The following is a 24294-nucleotide window of genomic DNA, read 5'->3' on the forward strand; positions in this document are numbered from 1 at the left end:
AGGCGATTGAAATTTGGCTCCTCAACCTGGGCTCGAACCAGGGACCTACGGATTAACAGTCCGGCGCTCTACCGACTGAGCTATTGAGGAATATGTCGGTTTGATGCTTTGATATCCGCAAAGCATCGGAATTCTTGGCTCCTCAACCTGGGCTCGAACCAGGGACCTACGGATTAACAGTCCGGCGCTCTACCGACTGAGCTATTGAGGAAGAAGACCTAGATTATAGGGTGTAAAAATAGGCTCGCAGGAAGTTCATCACAATTTCATCAAATTCTCTGTGCCTGATGCCCCAAACAGGTCGCAGGGTTCAGGTGGATTGGGGCTGACGCTATGCTTTTGAAGAATGAAACAGTGCGGTGGCCCGGTGGTTGCTGCGCGCTATATTGATCTATGACCGTACGTGCCATTTTGAAGATGGGTGATCCCCGTCTGTTGCGGCTTGCCAAGCCGGTGACTGAATTTGATACTGATGCGCTGCATCTATTGCTCAAGGATTTGCTGGACACCATGCATGCCGCCAACGGCGCAGGTCTGGCGGCGCCGCAGATCGGTGAGGATCTGCAGATGGTGGTGTTCGGCTCGGGCGAGCTCAATCCTCGCTACCCCGATGCCCCCATAGTGCCTCGCACCGTGCTGATCAATCCGGTCATCACCCCAATCGGTGAAGATGAGCAACTGGATTGGGAAGGTTGTCTGTCCGTTCCCGGTCTGCGAGCCATGGTGCCGCGCTGGAGCAAGGTGCGCTATACCGGCTTTGACCTCTATGGCGATCCGATCGACCGCACGGTCGATGGTTTCCACGCGCGCGTGGTTCAGCATGAGTGTGACCACCTCTGGGGCAAGCTCTATCCGATGCGGGTACGCGATTTCAGCCAGTTCGGCTTTACCGATGTGCTGTTTCCCGGCATCGCGCAGGCCGAAGACGACTGAGCCTGAGCGGACAGGCGCTCTCGATTCCTTCTCTGACTTACATCAGGTGCAAGCCTCCATGGAAGTGGAGCTTGCATCTTTTTGTTTCTTGCCGGGTGTTGAGGTCCGGGTGTTGAGGTCCGGGTTTTTATGACTTGGGTCAATTTTTTCGCGCACAAAAGCAGGCAATTGGCCTGCTTTTGTGCTTTGGAAAGGTTCTGGTCAGCACTTTGTATACAAAACTGTAGACAATTTTGGTGTCCTGGCGACGTACAGTCTCGACTCATGCCCTGCTGGGTATGGCTTTGATTGCGCAATGGAATAGTCCGTCCGGCGGATGTCATGCAATCAAAGGAGATTGAAAGACTGACTTGGGTGAATGAAAGAGTGGTTTGCTCTTTTCTATAGGTCGGATCGCTCTCGCAGAAGAGCGACTGGCTGCAGCACAAGGCCTCGCTGGGGCGATCGGAAAACAGATCGCTGCCAAGGGCAGTCGCTGCAAGTCGACTGGACAGAGCAAAAGGCCTCAAGAGCCTTGGTGAGTTGGTAATTTAGGAGACAAAGATGAACGATCAGACCGGAGCATCCAGGGATGCGACCGTCAAGCGCCCCGAAGATGAGAATCTTGGCGTCACCGCCAACCTCATGTATGGCTTGCAACATGTGCTGACCATGTACGGCGGCATCGTGGCAGTGCCTCTGATCGTGGCCGAAGCGGCTGGCATGTCCGCTGCCGACGCCGGCCTGCTGGTGACCGCCTGCCTGTTCATGGGTGGTGTGGCAACCTTGCTGCAGACCCTGGGCATCCCTTTCTTCGGCTGCCGCCTGCCTCTGGTTCAAGGCGTTTCATTCGCAGGTGTTGCCACGATGGTCAGCATTCTGCATACCGGCGGCGGCATGCAGGGCGTGCTGGGAGCTGTCATGTACGCCTCGGTACTGGGCCTGATCATTGCGCCGGTTTTTTCGCGCATCACCAAATTCTTCCCGCCGCTAGTCAATGGCTGCGTGATCACGGTGATCGGCATGTCGCTGATGCCTGTGGCTGCGCATTGGGCCATGGGCGGCAATGCCAAGTCTGCTGATTACGGCAGCATGGGCAATATCGGTCTGGCCGGGCTGTCGCTGTTCATGGTGCTGCTGTTCAGCAAGCTGGGCAATGCCATGCTGTCGCGCCTGTCGATTCTGGTGGCGATCGTGGTGGGCACCATCACGGCGGTGTTCATCGGCAAGGCCGATTTCTCCCAGGTGTTCAACGGCCCCATCTTTGCGGTGCCCACGCCTTTGCATTTCGGCTGGCCCACTTTTGATATGGCGGCCACCATCTCCATGTTCATCGTGATTCTCGTGATCCTGGTGGAAACCTCGGCGGACGTGCTGGCCGTGGGCGAAATCGTGGACAGCCCCGTGGACGGTCGTCGACTCGGTGACGGTCTGCGTGCCGACATGCTGTCCAGCATCGTGGCTCCCATCTTCGGCGGCTTCACGCAAAGCGCTTTTGCGCAGAACGTGGGTCTGGTGGCCGTGACCGGAATCAAGAGCCGTTTTGTGGTGGCTTTCTCCGGCCTGATCCTGATCGTCTTCGGCGTGCTGCCGGTGATGGGCCGTATCGTGGCCTGCGTGCCTCCCTCCGTGCTGGGCGGCGCCGGTCTGGTGCTGTTCGGTACCGTGGCTGCCAGCGGCATCCGCACCCTGGCCAAGGTGGAATACAACAACAATATGAATCTGATCATTGTTGCCACCTCGGTGAGCGCGGGTCTGCTGCCGGTGGTAGCTCCCAAGTTCTATGACCAGTTCCCCGCATGGTTTGCCACGATTTTCCACTCGGGCATTAGCGCAACCGCTCTGGTTGCCGTGACCCTGAACCTGCTCTACAACCACTTCAAGCAAGGCAATTCCGATCAGCCTTCCGTCTTTGAAGCCGGCTATGGCCGTGCCCTGAGCCAGCATGTGCTGGAAGCGCTGGCCGATGGCGACCGCGTCGAAGGTGGCAAGATCTACGACAAGGAAGGCAAGGAAGTGCCCATCATTCCGGTCAAGCCGGCTCATGGCCATTGACTCGAGATCAAAGTGCGCGCGGTGGGGTCTGACCCCGTCGTGATTTACACCGCTATCCCGCATACGAGGGATAGCGGTTTTTTTATGCCTGTCTGAAAAGCGGCGCTGCCCCGAGAGTGGGAGAAATGCGCCGCAAGCGCTTCAGTGCGACACGCCCAGGATGGCATGCAGGCGGGCGCTGGTCGTTGTGTATTCCAGCAAAGGCTTGCTGCCTTGCAGATATTCGGCGGCCGCGAACGCGGCCATGGTGGCCTCATGAAAGGCGCAGAGGATCAGCCGCTTCTTGCCGCTGTAGCTGACGATGTCGCCGATGGCATAGATTCCCGGGGCACTGGTGGCAAGCGTTGCCTGATCCACCGCCAGCTGCTTGCGCTCAAGTGCCAGGCCCCAGTCCGTCAAAGGGCCCAGCTTGGGCGAGATGCCCTGATAGACCAGCAGCTGCTCGACGGGCAGCGCATGTTCATCGCCTTCGCCATCCATCCATTGCACGGCCTGCAGCCGGCCGTTGTCGTGTCGCACTTCTGTGATCTGACCAATCAGCACTTCGACGGCGCCAGATTCGCGCAGCTGCTGCAGCTGGGCCAGTTGCGCGGGCTCGGCATTGAAGCTGTCGCGGCGGTGCATGAGAACGGTTCTGGCTGCATTGGCAGTGCAGGCAATGGCTGCGGCCACGGCTTCCTCGTCGCCGCCATAGACCAGTGCCTGGCGGCCTGTAGCCATGTCCGGTTGCTGCGGGTGATAGTGCAGCTGGCCTGGTTCGAGTCCATCCACTCCCGGCGCCTTGAGGGCTTTGGGAACAAAGGCGCCGACGCCTGCGGCGATGAAAACGGTGCGTGTGTGAAAGACGGCTCCAGCCGTGGTGCTGAGCTGCCAGCGTCCGTCCTCAAGGGACTGCAGGGTCTGTACTTGCTGGGACAGGTGGCGCGTCACCTGCATGGGGGCGATCTGCTTTTCCAGCAGTTGCACCAGCTCCAGGCCCGTGCAGACAGGAATACCGGGAATGTCGTAGATGGGCTTGTGCGCGTAGAGCTGGCTGCACTGGCCGCCGACATGGGGCAGGGCGTCTATCAGATGGGCTTGAATGCCCTGAAGGCCGAGCTGGAAGGCCTGAAACAAACCCGCCGGACCTGCGCCAATGATGATGGCGTCGGTTTCCACGGCGGGTTGTTGTTGAGTGAGAAAAGCGTTGGTCGTTGCGTTGGACAGGCTCATGCGGGCAAGCGTAGCGCAGTCCACGCCCTGACTGGCTTAGCGCTCCAGCAAATCCACTTTGTTCGGCTTGCCATTCCACTCGTCGGCGTCGGGCAGTGAGGCCTTGCGCTTGGTGATGCTCTTCCAGCTCTTGAGCTGGGACAGGTCCACGTTCAGCTTGATGAAGGCCAGTTGATCGGCCGGCACATCTTCTTCGGCAAAGATGGCATTGGCCGGGCATTCGGGAATGCAGACGGCGCAGTCAATGCATTCATCGGGATCGATCACCAGAAAGTTGGGGCCTTCACGGAAGCAGTCCACGGGGCATACGTCCACGCAATCGGTGTACTTGCACTTGATGCAGTTTTCGGTAACGACGTGAGTCATTGAGAATCTTCTTCTTGGGTGGGGATTGGTAAAACCCCTTGATTTTAGGTTTTTTCCCGCGCAGCGCCAGTGCCTGGCCGGATAAGGCCGTATGGAGATCCGGTTTGACAGCCAGATCGGGGTACGGCCCTGCCTTCGGTTGCCTCAGTTCACCAGCGCGGCGCCGGCTGTGGCGTTGCTGGCGGTGTCCACCAGAATCAGCGAGCCCAGCTGGCGAGCCTGGGTGAAGGGAGCCGCCGGAATCGCTTCCTGCAGCACCAGTTCCACCTGGCCTATGGCGTTGGCCTCCAGCTGCTGGGCATCTTCCTTGTCCAGCGTGTTGATGTTGAGGCGGTGCACCAGGCGGCGGGCCTTGGCCTTGACCCAGCGGTGGCCATGCAGCGCCCAGTAGACACGGCCGGGCACCAGGGGTTCGTTGTCCATCCAGGCCACGGTGGCGGTGATCTCGCGGCTGTTGGGCCATGGGCTTGCGGCAGCAGGGGCATCAAAGTCATCGTCTGCAACCTCGGCTTGCACGGGCGCGGCAATGATCCAGTCGCCGCGCGAGACATCGACCTCACGGTCCAGGGTGATGCCGGCGGACAGGCCGGCAGCCACTTCCTTGGGGGCGCGGGCATGGTCTATGACCTGGGCCACGGTGGCGAGCTGGCCGCTGGGCAGAATCTGCACCTGGGCACCGACCTGGGCCAGGCCGGTGGCGACACGGCCCCAGAACACGCGACGGCCCTGGCTGGTGTCGGACGAGGAGGAGAACTTCTCCACCCACTGCACGGGGAAGGCCAATGTCAGATCGCTGTCGGTGGGTGTGTTGGGCAGTTGCTCCAGCAGCTGCAGCAGACTGGGGCCTTGGTAGCCGGCCCAGCCGTCGGCGCTGTTGACCACGTTGTAGCCCTTGAGCGCGGACACGGGCACGGTGGCCGTGATCTTGATGTCTGCGGAGGCCGTGAACTTCTGCAGCGCGGCGCTGATATGGGCAAAGGCCAGGGCCGGGTCCTGCACGGCATCGAGCTTGTTGACGGCAAACACCAGCGAGTTCACGCGCAGCAGGTGGGCCAGCAGGCTGTGGCGGCGGGTCTGGGGCAGCAGCTCCAGATCGGCATTCTGCCAGTCCAGCTTGGTGGCATCGACCAGCACCACTGCAGCATCGGCACTCGATGCGGCCGTCACCATATTGCGGGTGTACTGCTCGTGACCGGGTGCATCGCCAATGATGAACTTGCGCGACTCTGTGGCGAAGTAGCGGTAGGCCACGTCAATGGTGATGCCTTGCTCGCGCTCGGCGGCTAGGCCGTCGGTCAGCAGAGCCAGATCGGCTTCGCCGGACTTGGTGACGCCGGCCAGCTGATCCTGCAGCACGGCGCGGGTGTCCACCAGCAGGCGGCCGATCAGCGTGCTCTTGCCGTCATCGACCGAGCCGCAGGTGATAAAGCGCAGCGCGCTGCTGGTATGTGCGTCAAATTGGCCTGTAACGCTTGATGGGCTTGCGCTAGCAGCTATGGAATTAATAGTTTCAGTCATCGCATTCTTTCCTCAAACAGGCATGTCCCAACTCAAAGACGCCAAGCAAGAGCCGCCTCGCGGCAGTGGCGTCGTCCCCCTCCCGCAAGCGCAGCGAAGCGAGAGAGGGGGAAGCGGCGTAGCCGCTCAGGGGGGAGCCTTAGAAGTAACCGTCTTTCTTGCGCTTTTCCATGGACGCTTCGCTGGTCTTGTCATCCATGCGCGTCGCGCCACGTTCGCTGACTTCGGCGGCCAGGGTTTCGATCACGATGTCCTCGGCCGTTGCTGCCGTGCTTTCCACGGGGCAGGTGCAGGTGATGTCGCCCACGGTGCGGAAACGTACATCGCGCACCACCACTTCTTCGCCGTCCTTGGGAGGCGTCAGCTCGGTCACGGGCACCAGCAGGCCCTTGCGCTCCACCACATCGCGCTTGTGGGTGTAGTAGATCGATGGCAGGGCGATGTTTTCACGGGCGATGTACTGCCACACGTCCAGCTCGGTCCAGTTGCTGATGGGGAAGACGCGGAAATGCTCGCCCTGCGCAATGCGGGTGTTGAACAGCGTCCACAGCTCGGGGCGCTGGGCCTTGGGCTGCCACTGGCCGAAGCTGTCGCGGTGGCTGAAGATGCGTTCCTTGGCGCGGGCCTTTTCCTCATCGCGGCGCGCGCCGCCGATCAGAGCATCGAAGCGGAACTCGTCAATCGCCTCCAGCAGCGTCACGGACTGGTGCACATTGCGCGATTCGCCGGGGTGGGCCAGGCGCACGGTACCGCGTGCCATCGAGTCTTCCACGCTGCGCACGATGAGCTCGGCGCCCAGCTCCTTGGCTCGCTGGTCGCGGAAATCGGTCACTTCGGGGAAGTTGTGGCCGGTGTCGATCATCAGCAGAGGGTAGGGGATGCGGCCTGCGCCAAAGGCTTTTTCAGCGCAGCGCAGCATGACCAGCGAATCCTTGCCGCCCGAAAACAGCAGGGTGGGGCGTTCAAAAGCGGCGGCCACTTCGCGCAGGATGAAGATGGTTTCTTCTTCCAGCGCATCCAGGTGGCGATTGCTGAGATGGCTCAACACGGAAGTATCCACACGGGCGTTCATAAATACACTTTCAAGCGAAACAGTTCTCTAGCGCATATGTAGCAAGCGCTGGTTGCTATTTTTTAGTGAGCGATGTGGAGGCCGCACTCGCGGTTGTCTTCGCCCTTGGTGGGGTCCACATAGTCAAAGTTGTTGGGCAGGCCGTGCTTTTCGCAGTATTCGTACAGCTCCTTGGACGACCAGTGCAGCAGCGGCGCGACCTTGATCAGACCGTCGGGGTTGATGCTCACGGGGTCCATCTGCGCACGCACGGCGGTGTCGGTGGCGCGCAGGGCGGTGAACCAGACCTTGGGTGCGGTTTCGCGCAGGGCGCGGGCAAAGGGCTCCAGCTTCACCTCTTCGGTGAAGGCCGCATGGCGCGGATCGTCCAGTGCCGGCGTGGCGCCTTCCACGGCCTCGCGGTGGGCGCGTGAGCGCAGCGGCAGGTAGATCTTGAGCTTGAGCCCAAGCTGCTTGGTCACCGCATCGGCAAACTGATAGGTGGCTTCGGTGTTGTAGCCGTTGTCCATCCAGACCACGGGCACGTCGGGGTTGGCACGCGTCACCATGTGCAGGATCACCGCCTCGAAGGGACGGAAGTTGGTGGTGACTATGGTGGATTGACCCAGGCCCACGGCCCAGTCCACCAGCGCCTGGGCGTCGCGGCCCAGTTCGGCATTGATTGGTGCCAGATCCAGGTCGAGGGTGCAAACGGGGGCGTGCTGGCTCATGCTTGCACCTCGGCGAAATGAGGCTGGGTGTGCACGGCATCGGCCTGGTAGAAACCGCCAAAGCGCTCGAACTGGCGCTGGGCATCGGCGGCGTCCACGCCTTCGCGCAGCACGGCGCTGCTGAAGCCTGTGCGCTCCATCTGAACCAGCTGGTCGATCAGCACATCGCCGGTGGCGCGGATGTCGCCCGCAAACTTCAGGCGGCGACGCAGCAGATAGGCCTGGCTGAAGGCGCGGCCGTCGGTGAAGTTGGGGAAATGCAGATCCACCTGCGTGATGCCGTCGAGATTCGCTTCGAGGGCGTTCACATCGTTGGCCAGCACCAGCACATTGCCGGTGCTTTCGGTGGGGGCCTGGTATTCGTTGCTTGCCAGAATTTTCATGACTCTATCCTTGTTCTTATGGCTTCAGGCCAGCGCTTCTTCTTCGGCTTCCACAGGGTGGCGGGCGGCCTTGCCGGCCTCCTTGAAGGGATCCAGGCCGATGCGGCGCACGGCGTCGATGAAGTGCTCGCCGGGCTGGCGCAGGTCGCGGTAGGTGCTGAGCACGGCTTCGATCACATCGGGCACTTCGGCTGCGCTGAACGAGGGGCCGATGACCTTGCCGGCCACGGCCTGGCCGGACAGGGTCGAGCCATCGGAGCCGCCCAGCGTGACCTGGTACCACTCCTTGCCGTCCTTATCCACGCCCAGAATGCCGATGTGGCCGCTGTGGTGGTGGCCGCAGCTGTTGATGCAGCCGCTGATATGCAGGTCGATCTCGCCGATGTCGTCCAGTTCGTCCAGATCCTGGTAGCGGGCCGTGATGGCGTCGGCAATCGGCAGGCTGCGGGCATTGGCCAGCGCGCAGAAGTCGCCGCCGGGGCAGGCGATCATGTCGGTGAGCAGGGCCACATTGGTGCTGGCCAGACCCAGGGCCTTGGCCTCGGTCCACAGCGCATGCAGCTGGCCAACCTGTACCCAGGGCAGCATCACGTTCTGGTCGTGCGTCACGCGGGCTTCGCCGGCGGAGAACTTGTCCACCAGATGAGCCAGTGCGTCGAGCTGTTCGCTTTGTGCATCGCCAGGGGCCTGGCCCACACGCTTGAAGGACAGGGTCACGGCGCGCAGACCGGCCACGCGGTGGGCGTGGACGTTGCGGGCAATCCAGCGCGCAAAAGCGGGTTCCTTGGCGGACTGGGCAATCAGGGCCTGCTCATCGCCTGCCGCATCGGCCACCACGGGCAGAGCGGGCGTGGAGAACATGGCGGCCACACGGTCGAACTCGGCCAGGGGCACGGTGTGAGGGCCACCATCCACGTCGACGATCTGGCGGAATTCCTCTTCGACGGCGTCGATATAGGCCTGGCCTTCGGCCTTGACCAGAATCTTGATGCGTGCCTTGTACTTGTTGTCGCGGCGGCCCAGCTCGTTGTAGACGCGGACGATGGCCTCGATGTAATTCATGATCTGGTTCCAGGGCAGGAACTCGCGGATCACGGTGCCGATCACGGGGGTGCGGCCCATGCCGCCGCCCACGAAGACCTTGAAGCCGATTTCGCCGGCTTCGTTCTTGACCATGTGCAGGCCCACGTCATGCCAGCCCGTGGCAGCGCGGTCTTCGCTGGCGCCGGTGATGGCGATCTTGAACTTGCGCGGCAGAAACGCGAACTCGGGGTGCAGCGTGGTCCACTGGCGCAGGATTTCCGCGTAGGGGCGGGGGTCGATGATCTCGTCAGGTGCGATACCGGCCAGTGCATCAGTGGTGGTGTTGCGGATGCAGTTGCCGCTGGTCTGGATGCCGTGCAGGTTCACGGAAGCCAGCAGGTCCATGACATCGGCAGACTTGCTCAGCGGAATCCAGTTGAACTGCACATTGGTGCGCGTGGTGAAGTGGGCGCAGTTCTTGGGCAGATAGGTGGTGCCCAGTTTGCCCTGGCCTTCCAGAGCCTGTTTGAAGACTTCGGCCTCGGGCTCGTCATACTCGCGCGCCACCCTGGCCAGTACGCGGATCTGGGCGGAATTGATTTCACCGTAGGGCACGGCCACACGCAGCATGGGCGCATAGCGCTGCACATACCAGCCGTTTTGCAGACGCAGCGGGCGGAAGTCGTCTTCCGTGAGCTTGCCTGCCTGCCAGCGCTGGAGCTGGTCACGGAACTGGTCGGCGCGTTGCTTGACGAACGCTTTGTCGAAATCGGTGTATTGATACATGTCTTCAGTTCTTCCGTGGAGCGTATGCCCTGCCACGCGTGGCATTGCACTTGGATCGTTGGACTGAACTGTAGAGAGGCTTTATATAAAAACAAACGATTATTTAGTGCTTCATATATATCTGATTGAATATGTGAGAGGGCTGCTTCACAGGTCGAGCAGGGTGCCTCGGCGAATTTCCTTTCTGCGCGCTTGCATTTTGTGAGCGGCCCTGCGCCGCGCATTCTCTAGAATCGGGGCTTGTTCAATGATTGAGGCGCCTGGATTGAAAGCGGGTGCCTGACTATGGAAATAGCCATACTTTTCGCTCTCATCTGTCTGAACGGCGTGTTCGCCATGTCGGAAATCGCGCTGGTCACCGCCCGCAAGAGCCGCATGCAGAGACTGGTGGATGAGGGCGACAGCGGCGCTGCAGCTGCTATCAAACTGGGAGAGGACCCGACGCGCTTCCTCTCCACCATCCAGATCGGTATCACCTCCATCGGCGTGCTCAACGGCATCGTGGGCGAAGCCGCCCTGGCTGGCCCTCTGGCCGTCTGGATGACCGAGTCCGGCATGCAGGCCAAGACCGCAGGCTATGTCTCCACCGGCCTGGTGGTGGTGCTGATCACCTATTTCTCCATCGTGGTCGGCGAGCTGGTTCCCAAGCGCCTGGGCCAGACCCATCCCGAGGCCCTGGCGCGCCTGATCTCGCGCCCCATCAACTTCCTGGCCCTGGCCACCAAGCCCTTTGTCTGGCTGCTGTCGGCATCGACGCGCGGCCTGCTCAAGATCCTGGGCGTCAAGGAGAGCAACGGCAGCGTGGTGACCGAAGAGGAAATCCAGGCCATTCTGGTCGAAGGCCATACGGCGGGCGTGATCGAGTCTCAGGAACACACCATGGTGCGCAATGTGTTCCGTCTGGACGATCGCCAGATCGGCTCGCTGATGGTGCCGCGCAGCGATGTCATCTGCCTGGATATCGACGAGAGCCTGGACGAGACTCTGGCCCGCGTCGAGCAGGCCGATCACGCGCGTTTCCCGGTCGTGCGCGGCGATATGAACAATATCGTGGGCGTGCTCAATGCCCGTCAGTGGCTGGCGCAGGCCCTGCGCAACAAGAGCCAGCAAGCGCTCAAGGACCAGCCTCTGCAGGCGGCCCTCTATGTGCCCGAGACCATTACCGGCATGGAGCTGCTGGACAACTTCCGCACCTCCGATCTGCATATGGCCTTTGTGATCGACGAGTACGGCGAAGTGCAGGGCATCGTCACGCTGCAGGACCTGATCGAGGCGATTACCGGTGAATTCCAGCCGCGCGACCCCGAGACCAGCTGGGCCGTGCAGCGCGAAGACGGCAGCTGGTTGCTGGACGGCCATATTCCCGTGCCCGAACTCAAGGACCGGCTGAGCCTGCATGCCGTGCCCGAGGAAGAGCGCGGTCGCTATCACACCCTGAGCGGCATGATCATGCTGCTGCTGGGCCGCGTGCCCGCCGAGGCTGATGTGGTGGAGTGGGAAGACTGGCGTTTTGAAGTCGTGGACATGGACGGCAAGACGCTGGACAAGGTGCTGGCGACCCGGCTGGAGCCTCTGGTCACCGTGGCCTCGTTGGGCAGCGAATAAACTCGGGCTGCAAAGCCTAACTAAAAATAGCACGCAGCGCTTGTCTGTAAAGCGTTGCGTGCTATTTTTTTGCGAGTTTCTTACCTGGGTTGCTGCAGGGCACGGCTCCACAGGCGCTGCGTGCCCAGGGCCTGCGCCAGCCTGGCATCCAGCGGCAGCGGCTCGCCATGCAGGCGTGCCGCCAGCAGCTCGCCGCAAAGCATGGACAGCGTCAGCCCGCGTGAGCCCAGCCCCGTCAGCACCCACAGGCCCGGTAGATCGGCTGCCGACTGTCCGGCGGGGCCTGTCAGCGGCAGACGGTCATAGGCCGCGCAACGCAGGCGCGCCCAGGTGGCGGGCTGCTGGTCGGCATCGAAGAAGGAACTCAGCGCCTGCCTGCACCCGGGCAGCAAAGCGCCCAGCTTATCGCCATTGCTGGCATGGGCGGCTTGCTGGTCGGCGGCGGTGGGTGGCAGCTCGGTCACATCGCGCTCGAAGGTCGATCCCATGATCCACTGGTGCGCGCCGACCTGGTTGGCCGAGGGAAAGTCCGGCACCAGATTGCCATGACCGTTGACGGGGAAGGGCGGCATGGCCGCCAGCGTCCCGGCATCATGCTCGGCCACGCTGACCTGGCCGCGTATGGCTTGCAGCTCCCATTCCCCTGCTGCCAGGCCGCTGGCTTGCAACAAGGGCTTGGTGTCCGGACCCAGGGCCAGCACCAGCATGGGGGCTTGGGCCAGGGTCTGGCCCTGGGCATCCAGCACTTGCCAGATGTTGCGCACTTCATCGTGCACCAGCCGTGAAGCTCGGGCATGGCCCTGCCAATGAATCCCGGGGGCTTGCAGCAGCGCGCGCACCAGTTGTGCGGGGCGCACCCAGCCAGCCTGCTCATGCCAGACGGCCTGACTGTCTGCGGGCAGATGGGCCGCAGCCAGCTGAGCCGGCTGCACGGGTGCGCTCCAGTGCAGACCCCAGGGGTAGGTATCGCTTGCGGGTTGCAACCATGACCTGGGCAGATGGGAAGGCTCGTTCAGGTCGTGTTCGAGCACTCCGTCATGAGCCCAGTCCTGGGACGGTTGCAGTTTGTTTGCCTGGCTCAGTTGCTGCAGATTCTGTAGCGTTGTGCGCACGCCGCTTCTGGACAGGCGCGACAGGACGCTGTCGTCGGGCGAAATATGCGGGCAGAACAGGCCGGCGGGCAGGCCCGAGGCCCCTGCAGCAGGCGCGGCCGCCGCATCCAGCACGGTCACTTCCCAGCCGCGCCTGGCCAGGCTGGCGGCGGCGGCGGCACCGGCCAGACCCGCACCCAGCACCAGACAGTGGCCGGCCTGGCTCACCGGCGCAGGCAGGCCGTCGCTGCGATGGCGCGGTTCCCAGGCCGGGTTGTAGGCCGCATGCAGGTTATGGCGCTTGGGTGGCACGCCGGCGCGCTTCTTGACTTCAAAGCCCTGAGCCTTGAGCGCCTGGCGTACATGGCCGGCCACGCACCAGGTGGCCAGCTGGGTGCCCCGGCGGCAATGGCGGGCAATGTTCTTCATGGCTTCTTCGTCCCACATCTCGGGGTTGAGCTGGGGAGAAAAGCCATCCAGGTACACGCTGTCTGCCGTCAGCTGCTGCTTGCGCAACATGGTCTTGGCGTCGCCTATATAGAGCGTCAGCAGCAATTGGCCGTCGTCGAACGAGAGGCGGTGCACGCCGGGCAGCAGCCCCCACCATTGCGCGGCCAGTTGCTCGCCAAGCGGGCGCAGTATCTCGTCGGCGGGCAAGGACTTGAGCAGATCCTCGCGCGAGACCGGGTGGGCTTCCACCGAGACAAAATGCAGCATGCGCGGGCGTCTCGGGTCGGCTTTCCACGCCGCCCATGTGACGAGAAAGTTCAGGCCCAAGCCGAAGCCGGTTTCCAGAATGCGCCACTGAGCCGCATCAGCCCAGGCAGCAGGCAGACCGCAGCCGCCGAGAAAGACCTGTCGGGCCTGGTCAAGGCCGCCCAGCTCGCTGTGATAGCGGTCGCCAAATCGGGTGTTGTAGGGGGTGCCATCTGGCATCCATGTGATCGGTTCAGACATGGAAAGTGAAACTACATGGGTAATGCAGGCGCAGTCTAGTTCAGAGCAGCCAAGCAAGGGCCGCCCCGCAGCGATGGCTGCGTCCCCCTCCTGCGTAGCAAGAGAGGGGGAAGGCGTGCAGCGCCACAGGGGGAGTCTGGATCACTCCCAGCGCTGCTGGTAAGAGAAAACCGGCAGGCGCCACTTGAAACGAATGGCGGCCAGACGGAAGGCCAGACCGCCTCCAAAACAGACAAGGGTGCTGATATTGGAGCTTACCTCCAGATAGCGCAGGCCCAGGAACATCAGGCATACGGACAGCGACACGCTGGCATACAGCTCGCGGCGGAACACCACGGGGACCTGGTTGCAGAGCACGTCACGCAAAATGCCGCCGCTGATACCGGTAATCATGCCGGCCATGATGACGACGATGGTCGGGTAGCCCAGCTCCAGTGCCGTATTGCAGCCGATCAGTGAAAAGGCGATCAGGCCCATGGCATCCAGCAGCAGAAACACCTGCTTGAGGCGGTGCATATGGCGCGCGATCACTGTGGTCAGCAGGCCGAAGCTGATGACCAGATACACATATTCGGGGTGCTGGGTCCAGCCTATGGGGTAATGGCCCAGCACCATGTCGCGGATGGTGCCACCGCCCAGCGCGGTGACGAAGGCGATGACCACGACGCCAAAGATGTCCATATTGCGCCGGCCTGCAGCAAGGGCGCCGGACATGGCTTCGGCGGTAATGGCCACCAGATAGATGACCAGCATGACGGTGAAGTTGGAGGCCTGGAACGAGTCCAGCAAAGAGATGGAGGGAAGCATGAAGGCACTTGAAAATAGACCAGCCACTCGCATCAGCGGGAGTGTCCGGCTTGCCTCTCCCGCTGTCCTTTTACCTGAGAGTTGCACATGGGCGCCTTCGCGGTGCGCATGCTTGCCCCTTCGGTGAGCCCTGCAGACTTGTGGTCGCGGGCTGCTCTCCAGTTGGCTATATCCGGGTCCTGTCAGACCCACCTGCGGTACTTATTGCCTGAGCGATTATGGGAGTTTGCGCCTTCGGCGGGAACCGTTGACAGGTTCCGCTCTCCCGCGGGATGGGCGCGATTCTAGCTAGTTCCAGCGACCGTATTCGGGTTAATACCTGTATCAATCGGGTTTGAGTAGTCTTTGCGACTGCCGGCCTCGGGCACCCCTGGGCTGCCTGGGCGTGCCCTCGGTCTCACCGGTTGGCTGTTCGACAGCCCGCAAGAAAAAAGCCCCGAGGCCTGGGCCAGGGGGCTTGGTGTCCAGATCGACCGAAATTACTCGGCGCTGGGAGGCACGTAGCCTGCTGCGGCATCTGCGCCGCCGCCAAAGAAATGGTTTTCCATCTGGCGGGCCAGGTATTGGCGGGCACGGGCATCGGCCAGGTTCAGGCGGTTTTCATTGATCAGCATGGTCTGGTGCTTGAGCCAGTCGGCCCAGGCCTGCTTGCTCACGCTTTCATAGATGCGCTTGCCCAGTTCGCCGGGAGCAGGAGGGAAATCCAGGCCTTCAGCGTCTTGACCAAGCTTGATGCAGTGAACGGTACGTGCCATGTGTAGGGTCCTTTTGGTTGATCTCAGATGTTTGGGTAATAACAAACTGAAATCTTAGTAGTTTGAGTTTTAAGAATGCGGCTCAAGAATGCGCAGCAACGGGGCAGAAGCCCGTTATCCATTCACTCCAAGAACACAGTCCAATGAAAAATCGTCGCAACTTTATCAAGTTTCCTCTGGCTGCCGGTCTGATTGCTGGCTTGACCCTCTCGGCTCTGCCCACATTGCCCGCTTTTGCGCAGACTGGTGTGCAACTGCTCAACGTCTCCTACGACCCGACACGTGAGCTCTATGTGAACTACAACCAGGCGTTCGCCAAGCACTGGAAGGCCACGCAGAACCAGGATGTGACCATCAAGCAGTCGCATGGCGGCTCGGGCAAGCAGGCGCGCTCCATCATCGACGGCATCGAGGCCGATGTGGCCACGCTGGCACTGGCCGGCGATATCGACGCCCTGGTCAAGAACGGCAATGTCAAGGCCGACTGGCAAAAGCGCCTGCCGCACAACAGCGCGCCCTACAGTTCCACCATCGTCTTCCTGGTCAAAAAGGGCAATCCCAAGGGCATCAAGGACTGGGACGATCTGGTCAAGCCCGGCATCCAGGTGATCACGCCCAACCCCAAGACCTCGGGTGGTGCACGCTGGAACTATCTGGCGGCCTGGGAATTTGCCAAGCGCAAATACGGCGGCGATGCACAGGCCAAGGATTTCATCACCAAGCTCTACAAGAACGTGCCCGTGCTGGATACGGGCGCGCGTGGCTCCACCGTGACCTTTGTGCAGCGTGGTCTGGGCGATGTGCTGCTGGCCTGGGAGAACGAAGCCTATCTGGCGCTCAAGGAGTTCGGCCCAGAAAAGTTCCAGATCGTCGCGCCTTCGCTGTCCATCCTGGCCGAGCCTTCGGTGGCCGTGGTCGACAAGGTGGTCGATAAAAAGGGCACGCGCACCGTGGCCGAGGCCTATCTGAAGTATCTGTACTCTGAAGAGGCCCAGCGCATCGCCGGCAAGAACTTCTACCGTCCGACCGATGCCAAGGTGGCCGCCGAGTTCGCGAGCCAGTTCCCCAAGCTGGAGCTGTTCACCATCGACAAGGCTTTTGGCGGCTGGGCAGCGGCAGACAAGGCTCACTTCGCCGATGGCGGCAGCTTCGACCAGATCTACACCAAGAAATAAGCGAAACGCAGGACGGGAGCGCGATGAGTGCTCCTGTCTTTGCAATAACAAAAAGATAGAGCCAAGCCATGTCGATTTTGCTGATTGCCGGTAGTCCCTCGCAGCCCTCGCGCTCCAGTGCCCTGCTCAATGCCGTGGCCGCGCGTCTCCAGGCCCAGGGTCTGAACACCGAGCCCGTGCTGCAGCTCAACCAGCTGGACCCCGCAGCCCTGCTGCATGCACGCTTCGATCATGCCGAGATTCGTGCCGTGACCGAGCGCGTGGCCCGGGCCGATGCGGTGGTGGTGGCCACCCCCGTCTACAAGGCAGCCTATAGCGGCCTGCTCAAGGTCTTTCTCGATGTGCTGCCGCAGACGGCGCTCAAGGGCAAGCTGGTCCTGCCCCTGGCCACGGGCGGCAGCCCCCACCATATGCTGGCGCTGGACTACGCACTGCGCCCGGTGCTGCAGTCGCTTGGCGCACGCCACATACTGCCGGGCATCTATGCCACCGACCAGGGCGTGCCGCTGCTGCCCGAAGGCGGTTATGGCCTGGCCCCCGAGATTGCCGAACGCGTCGAGGATGCCGCTCAGTTGCTGGCCACCGATCTGCGCCGCAGTGGCCAGTGGGCTGCCGCCAATGACTTTGAAAGCATCGCGTTTGCCGACGTGCGATGTAGCGTTTGAACTAGCGCCCCCCTGAGCCGCTACGCGGCTTCCCCCGAGGGGACGGCGGCATCGCTGCGGGGCGCCCCTTGCTTGCTGCCTCACTGATGGGGCGGCGCCCATTTCTCCATGTCTCTGTTTTTGATAGCAGTCCCCGCACTGCGAAGGCCGAGTTGCGCCTGAAATCAGGCCGAAGGTGCGCCTGAAGTGTGTGGACTGCAAGCTCCAAGGATTGATTTCTCATGACCGATCACAACAACACTTCTGTCGTCATTTCGTCGCAATTGCTGAACACCACACGCCGTCAGTGGCTGGCGGGTACGGCAGCTTCGGCGCTGGCGCTGGCATCGGGCGGACTGCATGCGCAGCAAGGCAATGGCACGGCAGGCGGGCAGCGCGTGCTGCGCGTGGGCCATCAAAAAGGCTGGCTGTCGATTCTCAAGAATCGCGGCACGCTGGAAAAGCGCCTGACCCCGCTGGGCGTAGCCGTGCGCTGGGTCGAGTTCAACGCCGGCCCCGTACAGCTGGAGGCGCTCAATGTGGGCTCCATCGACTTCGGCGATGTGGGCGAGGCTCCGCCGATCTTCGCCCAGGCCGCTGGTGCGCCCCTGGTCTATGCGGGTGCCACGGTGGCACGCCCGGGCCTGGAAGCCGTGATCGTGCCCAAGGGCTCGGCGATCCGCAGCGTGGCCGATCTCAAGGGCAAGCGCATTGCCTACAACAAGGGCTCCAACGTTCATTACTTCCTGGTCAAGCTGCTGGAAAAGCATGGTCTCAAGTACGGCGATGTGCAGTCGGTCTTCCTGGCGCCGCCCGATGCGCGGGCCGCCTTCGAGAAGGGCTCGGTCGATGCCTGGGTGATCTGGGATCCGTTCCTGGCCTCGGCCCAGAAGACCCTGGATGCGCGCCTGCTGGCCGATGCTAGGGGCGTGGTCAACAACCGCGCCTACTACTTCACCTCGCGTGACTATGCGAGCCGTAATGCCGATGTGCTGCGCATCGCGATCGAGGAAGTCGCCGCCATCGATGCCTGGGCCAGCAAGAACAAGAGCGCCGCAGCCGCCGAGCTGTCTCAGATTCTGGGCCTGGACACCGCCGTGACCGAGCTGTATCTGAACCGTACCGAATTCGGCACCAAGGCCGTGAATGCCGAAATCCTGGGCGAGCAGCAAAAGATTGCCGACACTTTCTTCGATCTCAAGCTGATCCCCAAGAAGCTCAATCTGCTGCATGCCGCGCCCGTGGATCTGCTGGCCAGCCGCTGAGACAGGCAGCCACCGCCATGAGTTCTGCATCCACTCCACCCCGTTTCCGGCGCGGTCGCCGTCAGGCGCTGCAGCTGCTGGGCACCACGGCTTTCAGCTGGACCCTGGCTGCCTATTACGCCGACGATGCGCTGGCCCAGCCTGCGCCGGCCGTGGCTGCTCCGGCACAGCTGCGCATCGGCTACCAGAAGTCGGCCGTCAACCTGGTCGTGCTCAAGCAGCATGGCGTGCTGGAAAAGCGCTTTCCAGCCACCAGGATCAGCTGGCTGGAGTTCCCGGCCGGGCCGCAGCTGCTGGAGGCGCTGTCGGCCGGCAGTCTGGACTTCGGCCTGACTGGCGATTCGCCGCCCGTGTTTGCCCAGGCTGCAGGCAAGGACCTGCGCTATGTCGGGGCCGAGCCGCCCAAGCCCGAAAGCTCGGCCATTCTGGTGCTGGCTGACTCGCCGCTGAAGTCACTGTCCGACCTCAAAGGCCGGCGCGTGGCACTGCAAAAAGGCTCAAGCGCCCACTACCTGTTGGTGCGCGCACTGGACAAGGCCGGTATTGCCTGGGCCGACGTCCAGCCCGTGTATCTCGCTCCGGCCGATGCGCGCGCGGCGTTCGAGCGCGGCAGCGTCGATGCCTGGGCCATCTGGGACCCGTTCTACGCGGCCACCGAACTGAGCATCCGAACACGCGCGCTCAGCAGCGGCGAAGGTCTTACGGGCAACAACTCCTTCTATCTGGCCTCGCGTGGCCTGGTCGAGCACCATCCCCAGCTCATCAAGGCCTTGTTCGACGAACTCACGCGTGCCGACCAGCTGGTGCAGGCCTCGCGCAAGGAGGCCGTGCAGCTGCTGGCTGCCTTCAGCGGTCTGGACGCGAATGTGGTCAGCCGCTTCATCGGCCGCAGGCCCAGCTCGCCGACCACGCTGCTCAATCCCGCCATGGTGGTCGAACAGCAGCGCGTGGCCGACGCCTTTTTTCGTCTGGGCGTGATTCCGCGCCAGGTGAAGGTGGCTGACATCGTCTGGCAGCCCACGGCGGCGGAATACGCCAGCCACGGCCAGACAAGCCCAGCCGCTTCATCCATCACGCCCGCCGTGGCATCCAGGTTCTAAATCAGGTTCAAGGGGATTTCGTCATGCAAGTGTTCTGGTTCATTCCCACCCATGGTGATGCCCGCTACCTGGGCAGCAGCGAAGGCGCACGCCAGCTGAGCCATGACTATGTCAAGCAGGTGGCCGTGGCCGCCGACAGCCTGGGTTATGAAGGCGTGCTGATTCCCACGGGCCGCTCCTGCGAAGACCCCTGGGTAGTGGCGTCCAGCCTGCTGCCCGTCACCAAGCGCCTCAAGTTCCTGGTGGCCGTGCGTCCCGGACTGCACCAGCCCAGCCTGGCTGCGCGCATGGCAGCCAGCTTTGACCGCCTCTCGGGCGGACGTCTGCTGATCAATCTGGTCACAGGCGGCGATCAGGCCGAACTGGAGGGCGATGGCGTGTTCCTCGACCATGCGACACGCTACGAGCAATCGGCCGAGTTCATCGAGATCTGGCGCGAAATTCTGGCACGCAGCCATGAGGGCCAGTCGCTGGATTTCGAAGGCCGGCATCTGCAGGTCAAGGGCGCCAAGCTGCTGTTCCCGCCGCTGCAAAAGCCTTATCCGCCCGTTTATTTCGGTGGCTCTTCGCCCGCCGCTCATGAGCTGGCGGCAGAGCAGGTCGATGCCTATCTGACCTGGGGCGAGCCACCAGCCGAAGTCGCCAAAAAGATTGCCGATGTGCGCGAGAAGGCCGAGCGCCATGGCCGCCAGGTCAAGTTCGGCATTCGTCTGCATGTGATCGTGCGCGAGACCGATGAAGAGGCCTGGGCCGATGCAGAGCGACTGATCAGCCGTCTGCAGGACGAGACCGTGATCCAGGCCCAGGCCGCGTTTGCGCGCATGGACTCCGAAGGCCAGCGCCGCATGGCCCAGCTGCACGCGGGCGGTACCAAGCGCAGCCGCAAGGATCTGGAAATCAGCCCCAATCTCTGGGCCGGTGTGGGTCTGGTGCGTGGCGGTGCAGGGACGGCGCTGGTGGGCAGTGCCCAGACCGTGGCCGACCGCATCAAGGAATATGCCGATCTGGGCATAGACACTTTTGTGCTCTCGGGCTACCCGCATCTCGAGGAAGCCTATCGCTTTGCCGAGTTGGTCTTCCCGCTGCTGCCCGTCAACGTGCAGGAAAAGCTCGGCGGCGGCAACCCCGGCGGTCCGTTTGGCGAGACCGTGGCCAATCTGTACTCGCCGCGAGCCGCTGCTGCTTCGGGAGCTGCCGCTGCGGAGCGCGAGCAGATCCGGGTATCGCAAAGCTGAAGGAGAGAGCATGAGTGATGTTCAAACGCTGACGTTGCAGGCTGCGGTTCAGCCTGCACGCCCGCCGGTGCCGCGCCTGGAGCTGCTGGCACGTCAGTTCGCCTTGCGGCTGTTGCCCTGGTTGCTGCCGGTCGCGCTGATCGCGGTCTGGCAGGCTGCATCGGCCTGGGGCTGGCTGTCCACGCGGGTGCTGCCCGCACCGCTGGATGTGCTGCGTGCGGCCTGGACGCTGGCCGAGTCGGGCGAGCTCTGGACGCATGTCAAGGTCAGTGCCGGGCGGGCGCTGGCAGGGCTGGCCATAGGCGGCAGCCTGGGCCTGCTGCTGGGCCTGCTCACGGGTTCGCTGCGCTGGGCCGAGACGCTGCTTGATTCCACGATCCAGATGGTGCGCAACATCCCTGCGCTGGCGCTGATTCCGCTGGTCATTCTGTGGTTCGGCATCGATGAGTCGGCCAAGCTGTTCCTGATCAGCATTTCGGTGTTCTTCCCGATCTACCTCAACACCTTCCACGGCATCCGCAATGTGGACCCGGGTCTGATCGAGATGGGGCGCAGCTACGGCCTCACGCGCTGGCAGCTGTACCGCGACATCGTGTTGCCGGGGGCTCTGTCCTCCATCCTCGTGGGCCTGCGCTTTTCGCTGGGGCTGATGTGGGTGATTCTGATCGTGGCCGAGACGATTTCGGCGCAGGCCGGCATCGGCTACCTGACCATGAATGCACGCGAATTTCTGCAGACCGATGTGGTGCTGGTGGGCATTCTGCTCTACGCGATTCTGGGCAAGCTGGCCGATGTGTTTGCCCGTTCGCTGGAGCGCTGGTGGCTGCGCTGGCATCCGGGGTATCAGGGGTGACTCCCCCTGAGCCGCTGCGCGGCTTCCCCCTCTCTCTTCGGGAGGGGGACGACATCCTCGCTGCGAGACGGCTCTTGCTGGATGTCTCTGGCCTGGGTAGTGCGCTTTTTGGGGCTTGGTGGAAAGAATGAGAGGAGCTTGCGATGAGTAGTTTGTGGAGTCGTTTGGCCCAGTCGCTGGTGGGTGCAGGTGCGCTGAATGCGCGTCAGCCGCTGGTGGCCTGGGAGGCCTCCTGGGACGAGGCCGAGGCCTTGCAGGCGAGTGGAAAGCTGTGGCAGCGGACCAAGGATGAGGACGAAGATCAGCAGGGCAGCAGCAAGCAGCCGGATGTGCAGCAGAAAGCGGTCCAGGGTGTGCATTTGCAGACGCTGCAGCTGACCAAGCGCTATGGTGAGCGTGAAGTGCTCAAGCAGGTGCAACTCGATGTCCGGCCCGGCGAGTTCATCGCCATCGTGGGGCGCAGCGGCTGCGGAAAATCCACCTTGCTGCGCCTTGTCGCGGGGCTGGAGAAAGCCAGTGCCGGTCAGTTGCTGATCGATGGAGGCCAGGGCCAGCAGAACGGCGATACGCGCATCATGTTTCAGGATGCGCGTTTGCTGCCCTGGAAGCGGGTGCTGGACAACGTGATTCTGGGTCTGCCCGATTCAGCGCGCGAGCAGGGCCGCAAGGTGCTGGCGCAGGTGGGGTTGGCCGACCGTGAAAACGAATGGCCGGCACGGCTGTCGGGCGGTCAGCGCCAGCGTGTGGCCCTGGCGCGGGCCCTGGTGCACCAGCCACGGCTGCTGCTGCTCGATGAGCCGCTGGGTGCTCTCGATGCGCTCACGCGCATTGAAATGCACCGCCTCATCGAAGGTCTGTGGCGCAGCCATGGCTTCACGGCCTTGCTGGTCACTCACGATGTACAGGAGGCCGTGGCTCTGGCCGATCGCGTGGTACTGATCGAGGACGGGCGCATTGCGCTTGACGAGCGCATCGACTTGCCACGTCCGCGTGTACATGGAGATGCCCGATTTGCCGCGCTGGAGACACGCATTCTGGACCGCGTGCTGCAAAAGCCCGAGCCAGAGCAGGACCCCGGATTGCAGGGCTGGCCTGGCGTGCCGGCTACGGGCCTGCGCTGGGCGATTTGAGCATCCAACGAAAACAAAGAGAAACAGGCGGCGGGCGCAGCCGCAAGCTGTGCCGCCTGCCATCAAGATATGAATTTTCAGCAACTGCGTTCGGTCCGGGAAACGGCAAGGCGTGGCTTCAATCTGACCGAAGTGGCGGCCATGCTCCACACCTCGCAGCCCGGTGTGAGCCGACAGATTCGTGAGCTCGAGGAGGAGTTGGGCATCGATATATTCGTGCGTGCAGGAAAGCGTCTGACGGGGCTGACGCCACCCGGCACGGCCTTGCTGCCCATTGTCGAACGCATGCTGCTCGAGGCCGACAATCTGCGCCGCGCGGGCGAGGACTTCCATGCCAGCGAGCGCGGAGGCCTGTCGATTGCCGCCACGCACTCTCAGGCACGCTATGCCTTGCCCCAGGTGGTGCGTGATTTCCGCAGGCTCTACCCCCAGGTTTCGCTGCATCTGCACCAGGGCTCGCCGCGCCAGGTGGCCGAGATGCTGCTCTCGGGTGAGGCCGATATCGGCGTCGCCACCGAGGCGCTGGGTAGCTACGAGAATCTGGTGACCCTGCCTTGCTATCGCTGGTCCCACAGTGTGGTCGTGCCGCCCGGCCATGCACTGCTCGATTCCTCCGGACCGCTGACACTGGAGGACCTGGCACGCCACCCCATCATCACTTACGAACAGGGCTACACCGGGCGCGCCCATATCGACAAGGCGTTTGCTGCTGCTGCACTGGTGCCCGAAGTGGTGCTGACCGCCATGGATGCCGATGTGATCAAGACCTATGCGGAGCTGGGCATGGGCGTGGGCATCATCGCCTCCATCGCTTTCGATGCCGAGCGTGACCGCCATCTGCGCGCCATCGATGCGCGCCACCTGTTCGAAGTCAATCTCACACGGCTGGCCCTGCGCCGCGATGCCTGGCTGCGTGGCTATGCCTATGCTTTTATCGAGAGCTTTGTGCCCACTCTGAAGCCTGAGGTGGTGCGCGCTGCACTGCAGTCAGCCGAAGGCTGAAGTCCGAGGCGAATTCCATCGGCAAAGGCCCGAGCGCTGGCTGTCACAGCGCTGCGGCTGCTCGGCCTGGATCGCCGCCCCAAGCCTGCCGCTCCCAGCCCTGAGGCAACTTGGGAAGGCCTGAACATGCTTGCACATCCTCGGGTCTGTCGCGGGTGCCTGCCGCGGCTCAGCCATGCGCGTGGTCCTGGACTGCGGCGGGACCGGACCATGCCAGTGGCCCCAGCAGGGCCTGATGCTGCTTCAGGCCCCGCCTCTTTGCTGCAGTCAAATTCTGGTGAAGGTCTTCTTGCCCCGCTGCGATTAGGCAGACTCACGAGCAGATGATCTGCATAAGATGTTTTCGGTATAAAAATTTTTGTTTTTATTCTTTTGAGTTTTGTGGAGAAGGTTTCAGAATTGTTTTCATGCAGTGCAGCAAACACTGTTTTCATAACCTTTCAAGAGTTCTCAGGAGAATTTTGCATGTCCATTCAAGCCATCAACGTGCGCAATCAGTTCAAGGGCAAGGTCAAGGAAATCATCCGTGGTGACGTGGTTTCGGAAGTGGATGTGGAGACGCCCTGGGGTATCGTCACTTCCGTGATCACCACGCGCTCGGTCAACGATCTGGGTCTGGCCGTGGGCTCCGAGGTCGT

General features: G+C 62.5%; 22 protein-coding genes, 2 tRNA genes and 2 riboswitches. Of the genes, 12 read left to right on the top strand and 12 right to left on the bottom strand.

Going from position 1 to position 24294, the window contains the following annotated elements; genetic code table 11:
• Window positions 1-14: 14 nt before the first annotated feature.
• Together ACLBXN_RS17605 and ACLBXN_RS17610 are read right to left on the bottom strand one after the other, a co-directional pair.
• Window positions 15-90: transfer RNA gene (locus ACLBXN_RS17605), tRNA-Asn, on the bottom strand.
• A gap of 45 nt (window positions 91-135) precedes the next feature.
• Window positions 136-211, bottom strand: a tRNA-Asn gene (locus ACLBXN_RS17610).
• A gap of 182 nt (window positions 212-393) precedes the next feature.
• On the opposite strand from ACLBXN_RS17610, the gene def reads away from it, so the two are divergent.
• Window positions 394-933 carry a peptide deformylase gene (gene def, locus ACLBXN_RS17615; RefSeq protein ID WP_447612990.1) on the top strand — a complete coding sequence of 180 codons (540 nt, stop codon included), beginning with the start codon at window positions 394-396 and terminating at the stop codon, window positions 931-933.
• A 543-nt stretch (window positions 934-1476) separates the two neighbouring features.
• Complete coding sequence (locus tag ACLBXN_RS17620) at window positions 1477-2967, top strand: nucleobase:cation symporter-2 family protein (protein ID WP_019043982.1); 1491 nt, start codon at window positions 1477-1479, stop codon at window positions 2965-2967.
• A 141-nt stretch (window positions 2968-3108) separates the two neighbouring features.
• Here the strand turns inward: ACLBXN_RS17620 and ACLBXN_RS17625 are convergent, their stop codons facing one another.
• The 7 genes from ACLBXN_RS17625 to ACLBXN_RS17655 form a co-directional block, all read right to left on the bottom strand.
• Entirely contained in the window at window positions 3109-4179 is a 1071-nt protein-coding gene (locus ACLBXN_RS17625) for an NAD(P)/FAD-dependent oxidoreductase (RefSeq protein ID WP_447612991.1), read from the bottom strand.
• 36 nt (window positions 4180-4215) lie between these two features.
• Window positions 4216-4545: a ferredoxin FdxA gene (fdxA, locus tag ACLBXN_RS17630; protein WP_003053491.1), complete on the bottom strand. Its 330-nt coding sequence runs from the start codon at window positions 4543-4545 to the stop codon at window positions 4216-4218.
• A gap of 144 nt (window positions 4546-4689) precedes the next feature.
• On the bottom strand, window positions 4690-6063 hold the full coding sequence (locus ACLBXN_RS17635) for a sulfate adenylyltransferase subunit 1 (protein WP_447612992.1): 1374 nt from the start codon (window positions 6061-6063) through the stop codon (window positions 4690-4692).
• A 139-nt stretch (window positions 6064-6202) separates the two neighbouring features.
• Window positions 6203-7135, bottom strand: a complete 933-nt coding sequence (gene cysD / locus ACLBXN_RS17640; RefSeq protein WP_343679108.1) for a sulfate adenylyltransferase subunit CysD — start codon at window positions 7133-7135, stop codon at window positions 6203-6205.
• A 62-nt stretch (window positions 7136-7197) separates the two neighbouring features.
• Window positions 7198-7845, bottom strand: coding sequence for a phosphoadenosine phosphosulfate reductase domain-containing protein (locus tag ACLBXN_RS17645; RefSeq protein ID WP_447612993.1), 648 nt, complete (start codon window positions 7843-7845; stop codon window positions 7198-7200).
• Window positions 7842-8228 (bottom strand): DUF934 domain-containing protein, encoded by a 387-nt coding sequence (locus ACLBXN_RS17650; RefSeq protein WP_167003255.1) that lies wholly within the window; start codon window positions 8226-8228, stop codon window positions 7842-7844. The genes ACLBXN_RS17645 and ACLBXN_RS17650 overlap by 4 nt, the downstream gene beginning before the upstream one ends.
• 24 nt (window positions 8229-8252) lie before the next feature.
• Window positions 8253-10037 carry a nitrite/sulfite reductase gene (locus tag ACLBXN_RS17655; RefSeq protein WP_447612994.1) on the bottom strand — a complete coding sequence of 595 codons (1785 nt, stop codon included), beginning with the start codon at window positions 10035-10037 and terminating at the stop codon, window positions 8253-8255.
• Window positions 10038-10322: 285 nt separating this feature from the next.
• Here ACLBXN_RS17655 and ACLBXN_RS17660 point away from each other — a divergent pair, with 285 nt between their 5' ends.
• Window positions 10323-11642: a hemolysin family protein gene (locus tag ACLBXN_RS17660; protein ID WP_211458746.1), complete on the top strand. Its 1320-nt coding sequence runs from the start codon at window positions 10323-10325 to the stop codon at window positions 11640-11642.
• Window positions 11643-11722: 80 nt separating this feature from the next.
• Here the strand turns inward: ACLBXN_RS17660 and mnmC are convergent, their stop codons facing one another.
• The 3 genes from mnmC to ACLBXN_RS17675 form a co-directional block, all read right to left on the bottom strand.
• On the bottom strand, window positions 11723-13669 hold the full coding sequence (gene mnmC / locus ACLBXN_RS17665) for an FAD-dependent 5-carboxymethylaminomethyl-2-thiouridine(34) oxidoreductase MnmC (protein ID WP_447613129.1): 1947 nt from the start codon (window positions 13667-13669) through the stop codon (window positions 11723-11725).
• A 162-nt stretch (window positions 13670-13831) separates the two neighbouring features.
• Window positions 13832-14497 (bottom strand): trimeric intracellular cation channel family protein, encoded by a 666-nt coding sequence (locus ACLBXN_RS17670; protein ID WP_043004094.1) that lies wholly within the window; start codon window positions 14495-14497, stop codon window positions 13832-13834.
• A gap of 52 nt (window positions 14498-14549) precedes the next feature.
• Window positions 14550-14669: riboswitch (glycine riboswitch) on the bottom strand.
• Window positions 14670-14682: 13 nt separating this feature from the next.
• Window positions 14683-14775: riboswitch (glycine riboswitch) on the bottom strand.
• Between the two features lie 201 nt (window positions 14776-14976).
• Window positions 14977-15252: an oxidative damage protection protein gene (locus ACLBXN_RS17675; RefSeq protein WP_003053502.1), complete on the bottom strand. Its 276-nt coding sequence runs from the start codon at window positions 15250-15252 to the stop codon at window positions 14977-14979.
• Window positions 15253-15395: 143 nt separating this feature from the next.
• Between ACLBXN_RS17675 and ACLBXN_RS17680 the strand changes: the two genes are divergently transcribed.
• The 9 genes from ACLBXN_RS17680 to ACLBXN_RS17720 form a co-directional block, all read left to right on the top strand.
• Complete coding sequence (locus tag ACLBXN_RS17680; protein WP_003053504.1) at window positions 15396-16427, top strand: sulfate ABC transporter substrate-binding protein; 1032 nt, start codon at window positions 15396-15398, stop codon at window positions 16425-16427.
• Window positions 16428-16495: 68 nt separating this feature from the next.
• Window positions 16496-17092: an NADPH-dependent FMN reductase gene (ssuE, locus tag ACLBXN_RS17685; RefSeq protein WP_447612995.1), complete on the top strand. Its 597-nt coding sequence runs from the start codon at window positions 16496-16498 to the stop codon at window positions 17090-17092.
• A gap of 221 nt (window positions 17093-17313) precedes the next feature.
• Complete coding sequence (locus ACLBXN_RS17690; RefSeq protein ID WP_447612996.1) at window positions 17314-18336, top strand: sulfonate ABC transporter substrate-binding protein; 1023 nt, start codon at window positions 17314-17316, stop codon at window positions 18334-18336.
• Window positions 18337-18353: 17 nt separating this feature from the next.
• The gene (locus ACLBXN_RS17695; protein ID WP_043004092.1) at window positions 18354-19436 is read left to right on the top strand and encodes an aliphatic sulfonate ABC transporter substrate-binding protein; all 1083 of its coding nucleotides are present in this window, start codon (window positions 18354-18356) and stop codon (window positions 19434-19436) included.
• A 23-nt stretch (window positions 19437-19459) separates the two neighbouring features.
• Entirely contained in the window at window positions 19460-20671 is a 1212-nt protein-coding gene (gene ssuD, locus ACLBXN_RS17700) for an FMNH2-dependent alkanesulfonate monooxygenase (RefSeq protein ID WP_447612997.1), read from the top strand.
• A 10-nt stretch (window positions 20672-20681) separates the two neighbouring features.
• Window positions 20682-21524 carry an aliphatic sulfonate ABC transporter permease SsuC gene (ssuC, locus tag ACLBXN_RS17705; protein WP_211458753.1) on the top strand — a complete coding sequence of 281 codons (843 nt, stop codon included), beginning with the start codon at window positions 20682-20684 and terminating at the stop codon, window positions 21522-21524.
• Between the two features lie 143 nt (window positions 21525-21667).
• Window positions 21668-22654, top strand: coding sequence for an ATP-binding cassette domain-containing protein (locus ACLBXN_RS17710; RefSeq protein WP_447612998.1), 987 nt, complete (start codon window positions 21668-21670; stop codon window positions 22652-22654).
• 69 nt (window positions 22655-22723) lie between these two features.
• Window positions 22724-23656, top strand: coding sequence for a CysB family HTH-type transcriptional regulator (locus tag ACLBXN_RS17715; protein WP_447612999.1), 933 nt, complete (start codon window positions 22724-22726; stop codon window positions 23654-23656).
• A 465-nt stretch (window positions 23657-24121) separates the two neighbouring features.
• The coding region (locus ACLBXN_RS17720) for a TOBE domain-containing protein (RefSeq protein WP_447613130.1) at window positions 24122-24294 on the top strand (173 nt) is incomplete at its 3' end.

The organism is Comamonas sp. C24C, assembly GCF_053345995.1.

What these genes read in the sequence shown, in the direction of transcription:
- ACLBXN_RS17635 (WP_447612992.1), bottom strand. Translation starts at nt 6,063, where the DNA reads ATGACTGAAACTATTAATTCCATAGCTGCTAGCGCAAGCCCATCAAGC.
- ACLBXN_RS17675 (WP_003053502.1), bottom strand. Translation starts at nt 15,252, where the DNA reads ATGGCACGTACCGTTCACTGCATCAAGCTTGGTCAAGACGCTGAAGGC.
- ACLBXN_RS17690 (WP_447612996.1), top strand. Translation starts at nt 17,314, where the DNA reads ATGACCGATCACAACAACACTTCTGTCGTCATTTCGTCGCAATTGCTG.
- ssuC (WP_211458753.1), top strand. Translation starts at nt 20,682, where the DNA reads ATGAGTGATGTTCAAACGCTGACGTTGCAGGCTGCGGTTCAGCCTGCA.
- ACLBXN_RS17680 (WP_003053504.1), top strand. Translation starts at nt 15,396, where the DNA reads ATGAAAAATCGTCGCAACTTTATCAAGTTTCCTCTGGCTGCCGGTCTG.
- mnmC (WP_447613129.1), bottom strand. Translation starts at nt 13,669, where the DNA reads ATGCCAGATGGCACCCCCTACAACACCCGATTTGGCGACCGCTATCAC.
- def (WP_447612990.1), top strand. Translation starts at nt 394, where the DNA reads ATGACCGTACGTGCCATTTTGAAGATGGGTGATCCCCGTCTGTTGCGG.
- ACLBXN_RS17625 (WP_447612991.1), bottom strand. Translation starts at nt 4,179, where the DNA reads ATGAGCCTGTCCAACGCAACGACCAACGCTTTTCTCACTCAACAACAA.
- ACLBXN_RS17660 (WP_211458746.1), top strand. Translation starts at nt 10,323, where the DNA reads ATGGAAATAGCCATACTTTTCGCTCTCATCTGTCTGAACGGCGTGTTC.
- ACLBXN_RS17620 (WP_019043982.1), top strand. Translation starts at nt 1,477, where the DNA reads ATGAACGATCAGACCGGAGCATCCAGGGATGCGACCGTCAAGCGCCCC.
- ACLBXN_RS17710 (WP_447612998.1), top strand. Translation starts at nt 21,668, where the DNA reads ATGAGTAGTTTGTGGAGTCGTTTGGCCCAGTCGCTGGTGGGTGCAGGT.
- cysD (WP_343679108.1), bottom strand. Translation starts at nt 7,135, where the DNA reads ATGAACGCCCGTGTGGATACTTCCGTGTTGAGCCATCTCAGCAATCGC.
- ACLBXN_RS17715 (WP_447612999.1), top strand. Translation starts at nt 22,724, where the DNA reads ATGAATTTTCAGCAACTGCGTTCGGTCCGGGAAACGGCAAGGCGTGGC.
- fdxA (WP_003053491.1), bottom strand. Translation starts at nt 4,545, where the DNA reads ATGACTCACGTCGTTACCGAAAACTGCATCAAGTGCAAGTACACCGAT.
- ACLBXN_RS17695 (WP_043004092.1), top strand. Translation starts at nt 18,354, where the DNA reads ATGAGTTCTGCATCCACTCCACCCCGTTTCCGGCGCGGTCGCCGTCAG.
- ssuD (WP_447612997.1), top strand. Translation starts at nt 19,460, where the DNA reads ATGCAAGTGTTCTGGTTCATTCCCACCCATGGTGATGCCCGCTACCTG.
- ssuE (WP_447612995.1), top strand. Translation starts at nt 16,496, where the DNA reads ATGTCGATTTTGCTGATTGCCGGTAGTCCCTCGCAGCCCTCGCGCTCC.
- ACLBXN_RS17670 (WP_043004094.1), bottom strand. Translation starts at nt 14,497, where the DNA reads ATGCTTCCCTCCATCTCTTTGCTGGACTCGTTCCAGGCCTCCAACTTC.
- ACLBXN_RS17655 (WP_447612994.1), bottom strand. Translation starts at nt 10,037, where the DNA reads ATGTATCAATACACCGATTTCGACAAAGCGTTCGTCAAGCAACGCGCC.
- ACLBXN_RS17645 (WP_447612993.1), bottom strand. Translation starts at nt 7,845, where the DNA reads ATGAGCCAGCACGCCCCCGTTTGCACCCTCGACCTGGATCTGGCACCA.
- ACLBXN_RS17650 (WP_167003255.1), bottom strand. Translation starts at nt 8,228, where the DNA reads ATGAAAATTCTGGCAAGCAACGAATACCAGGCCCCCACCGAAAGCACC.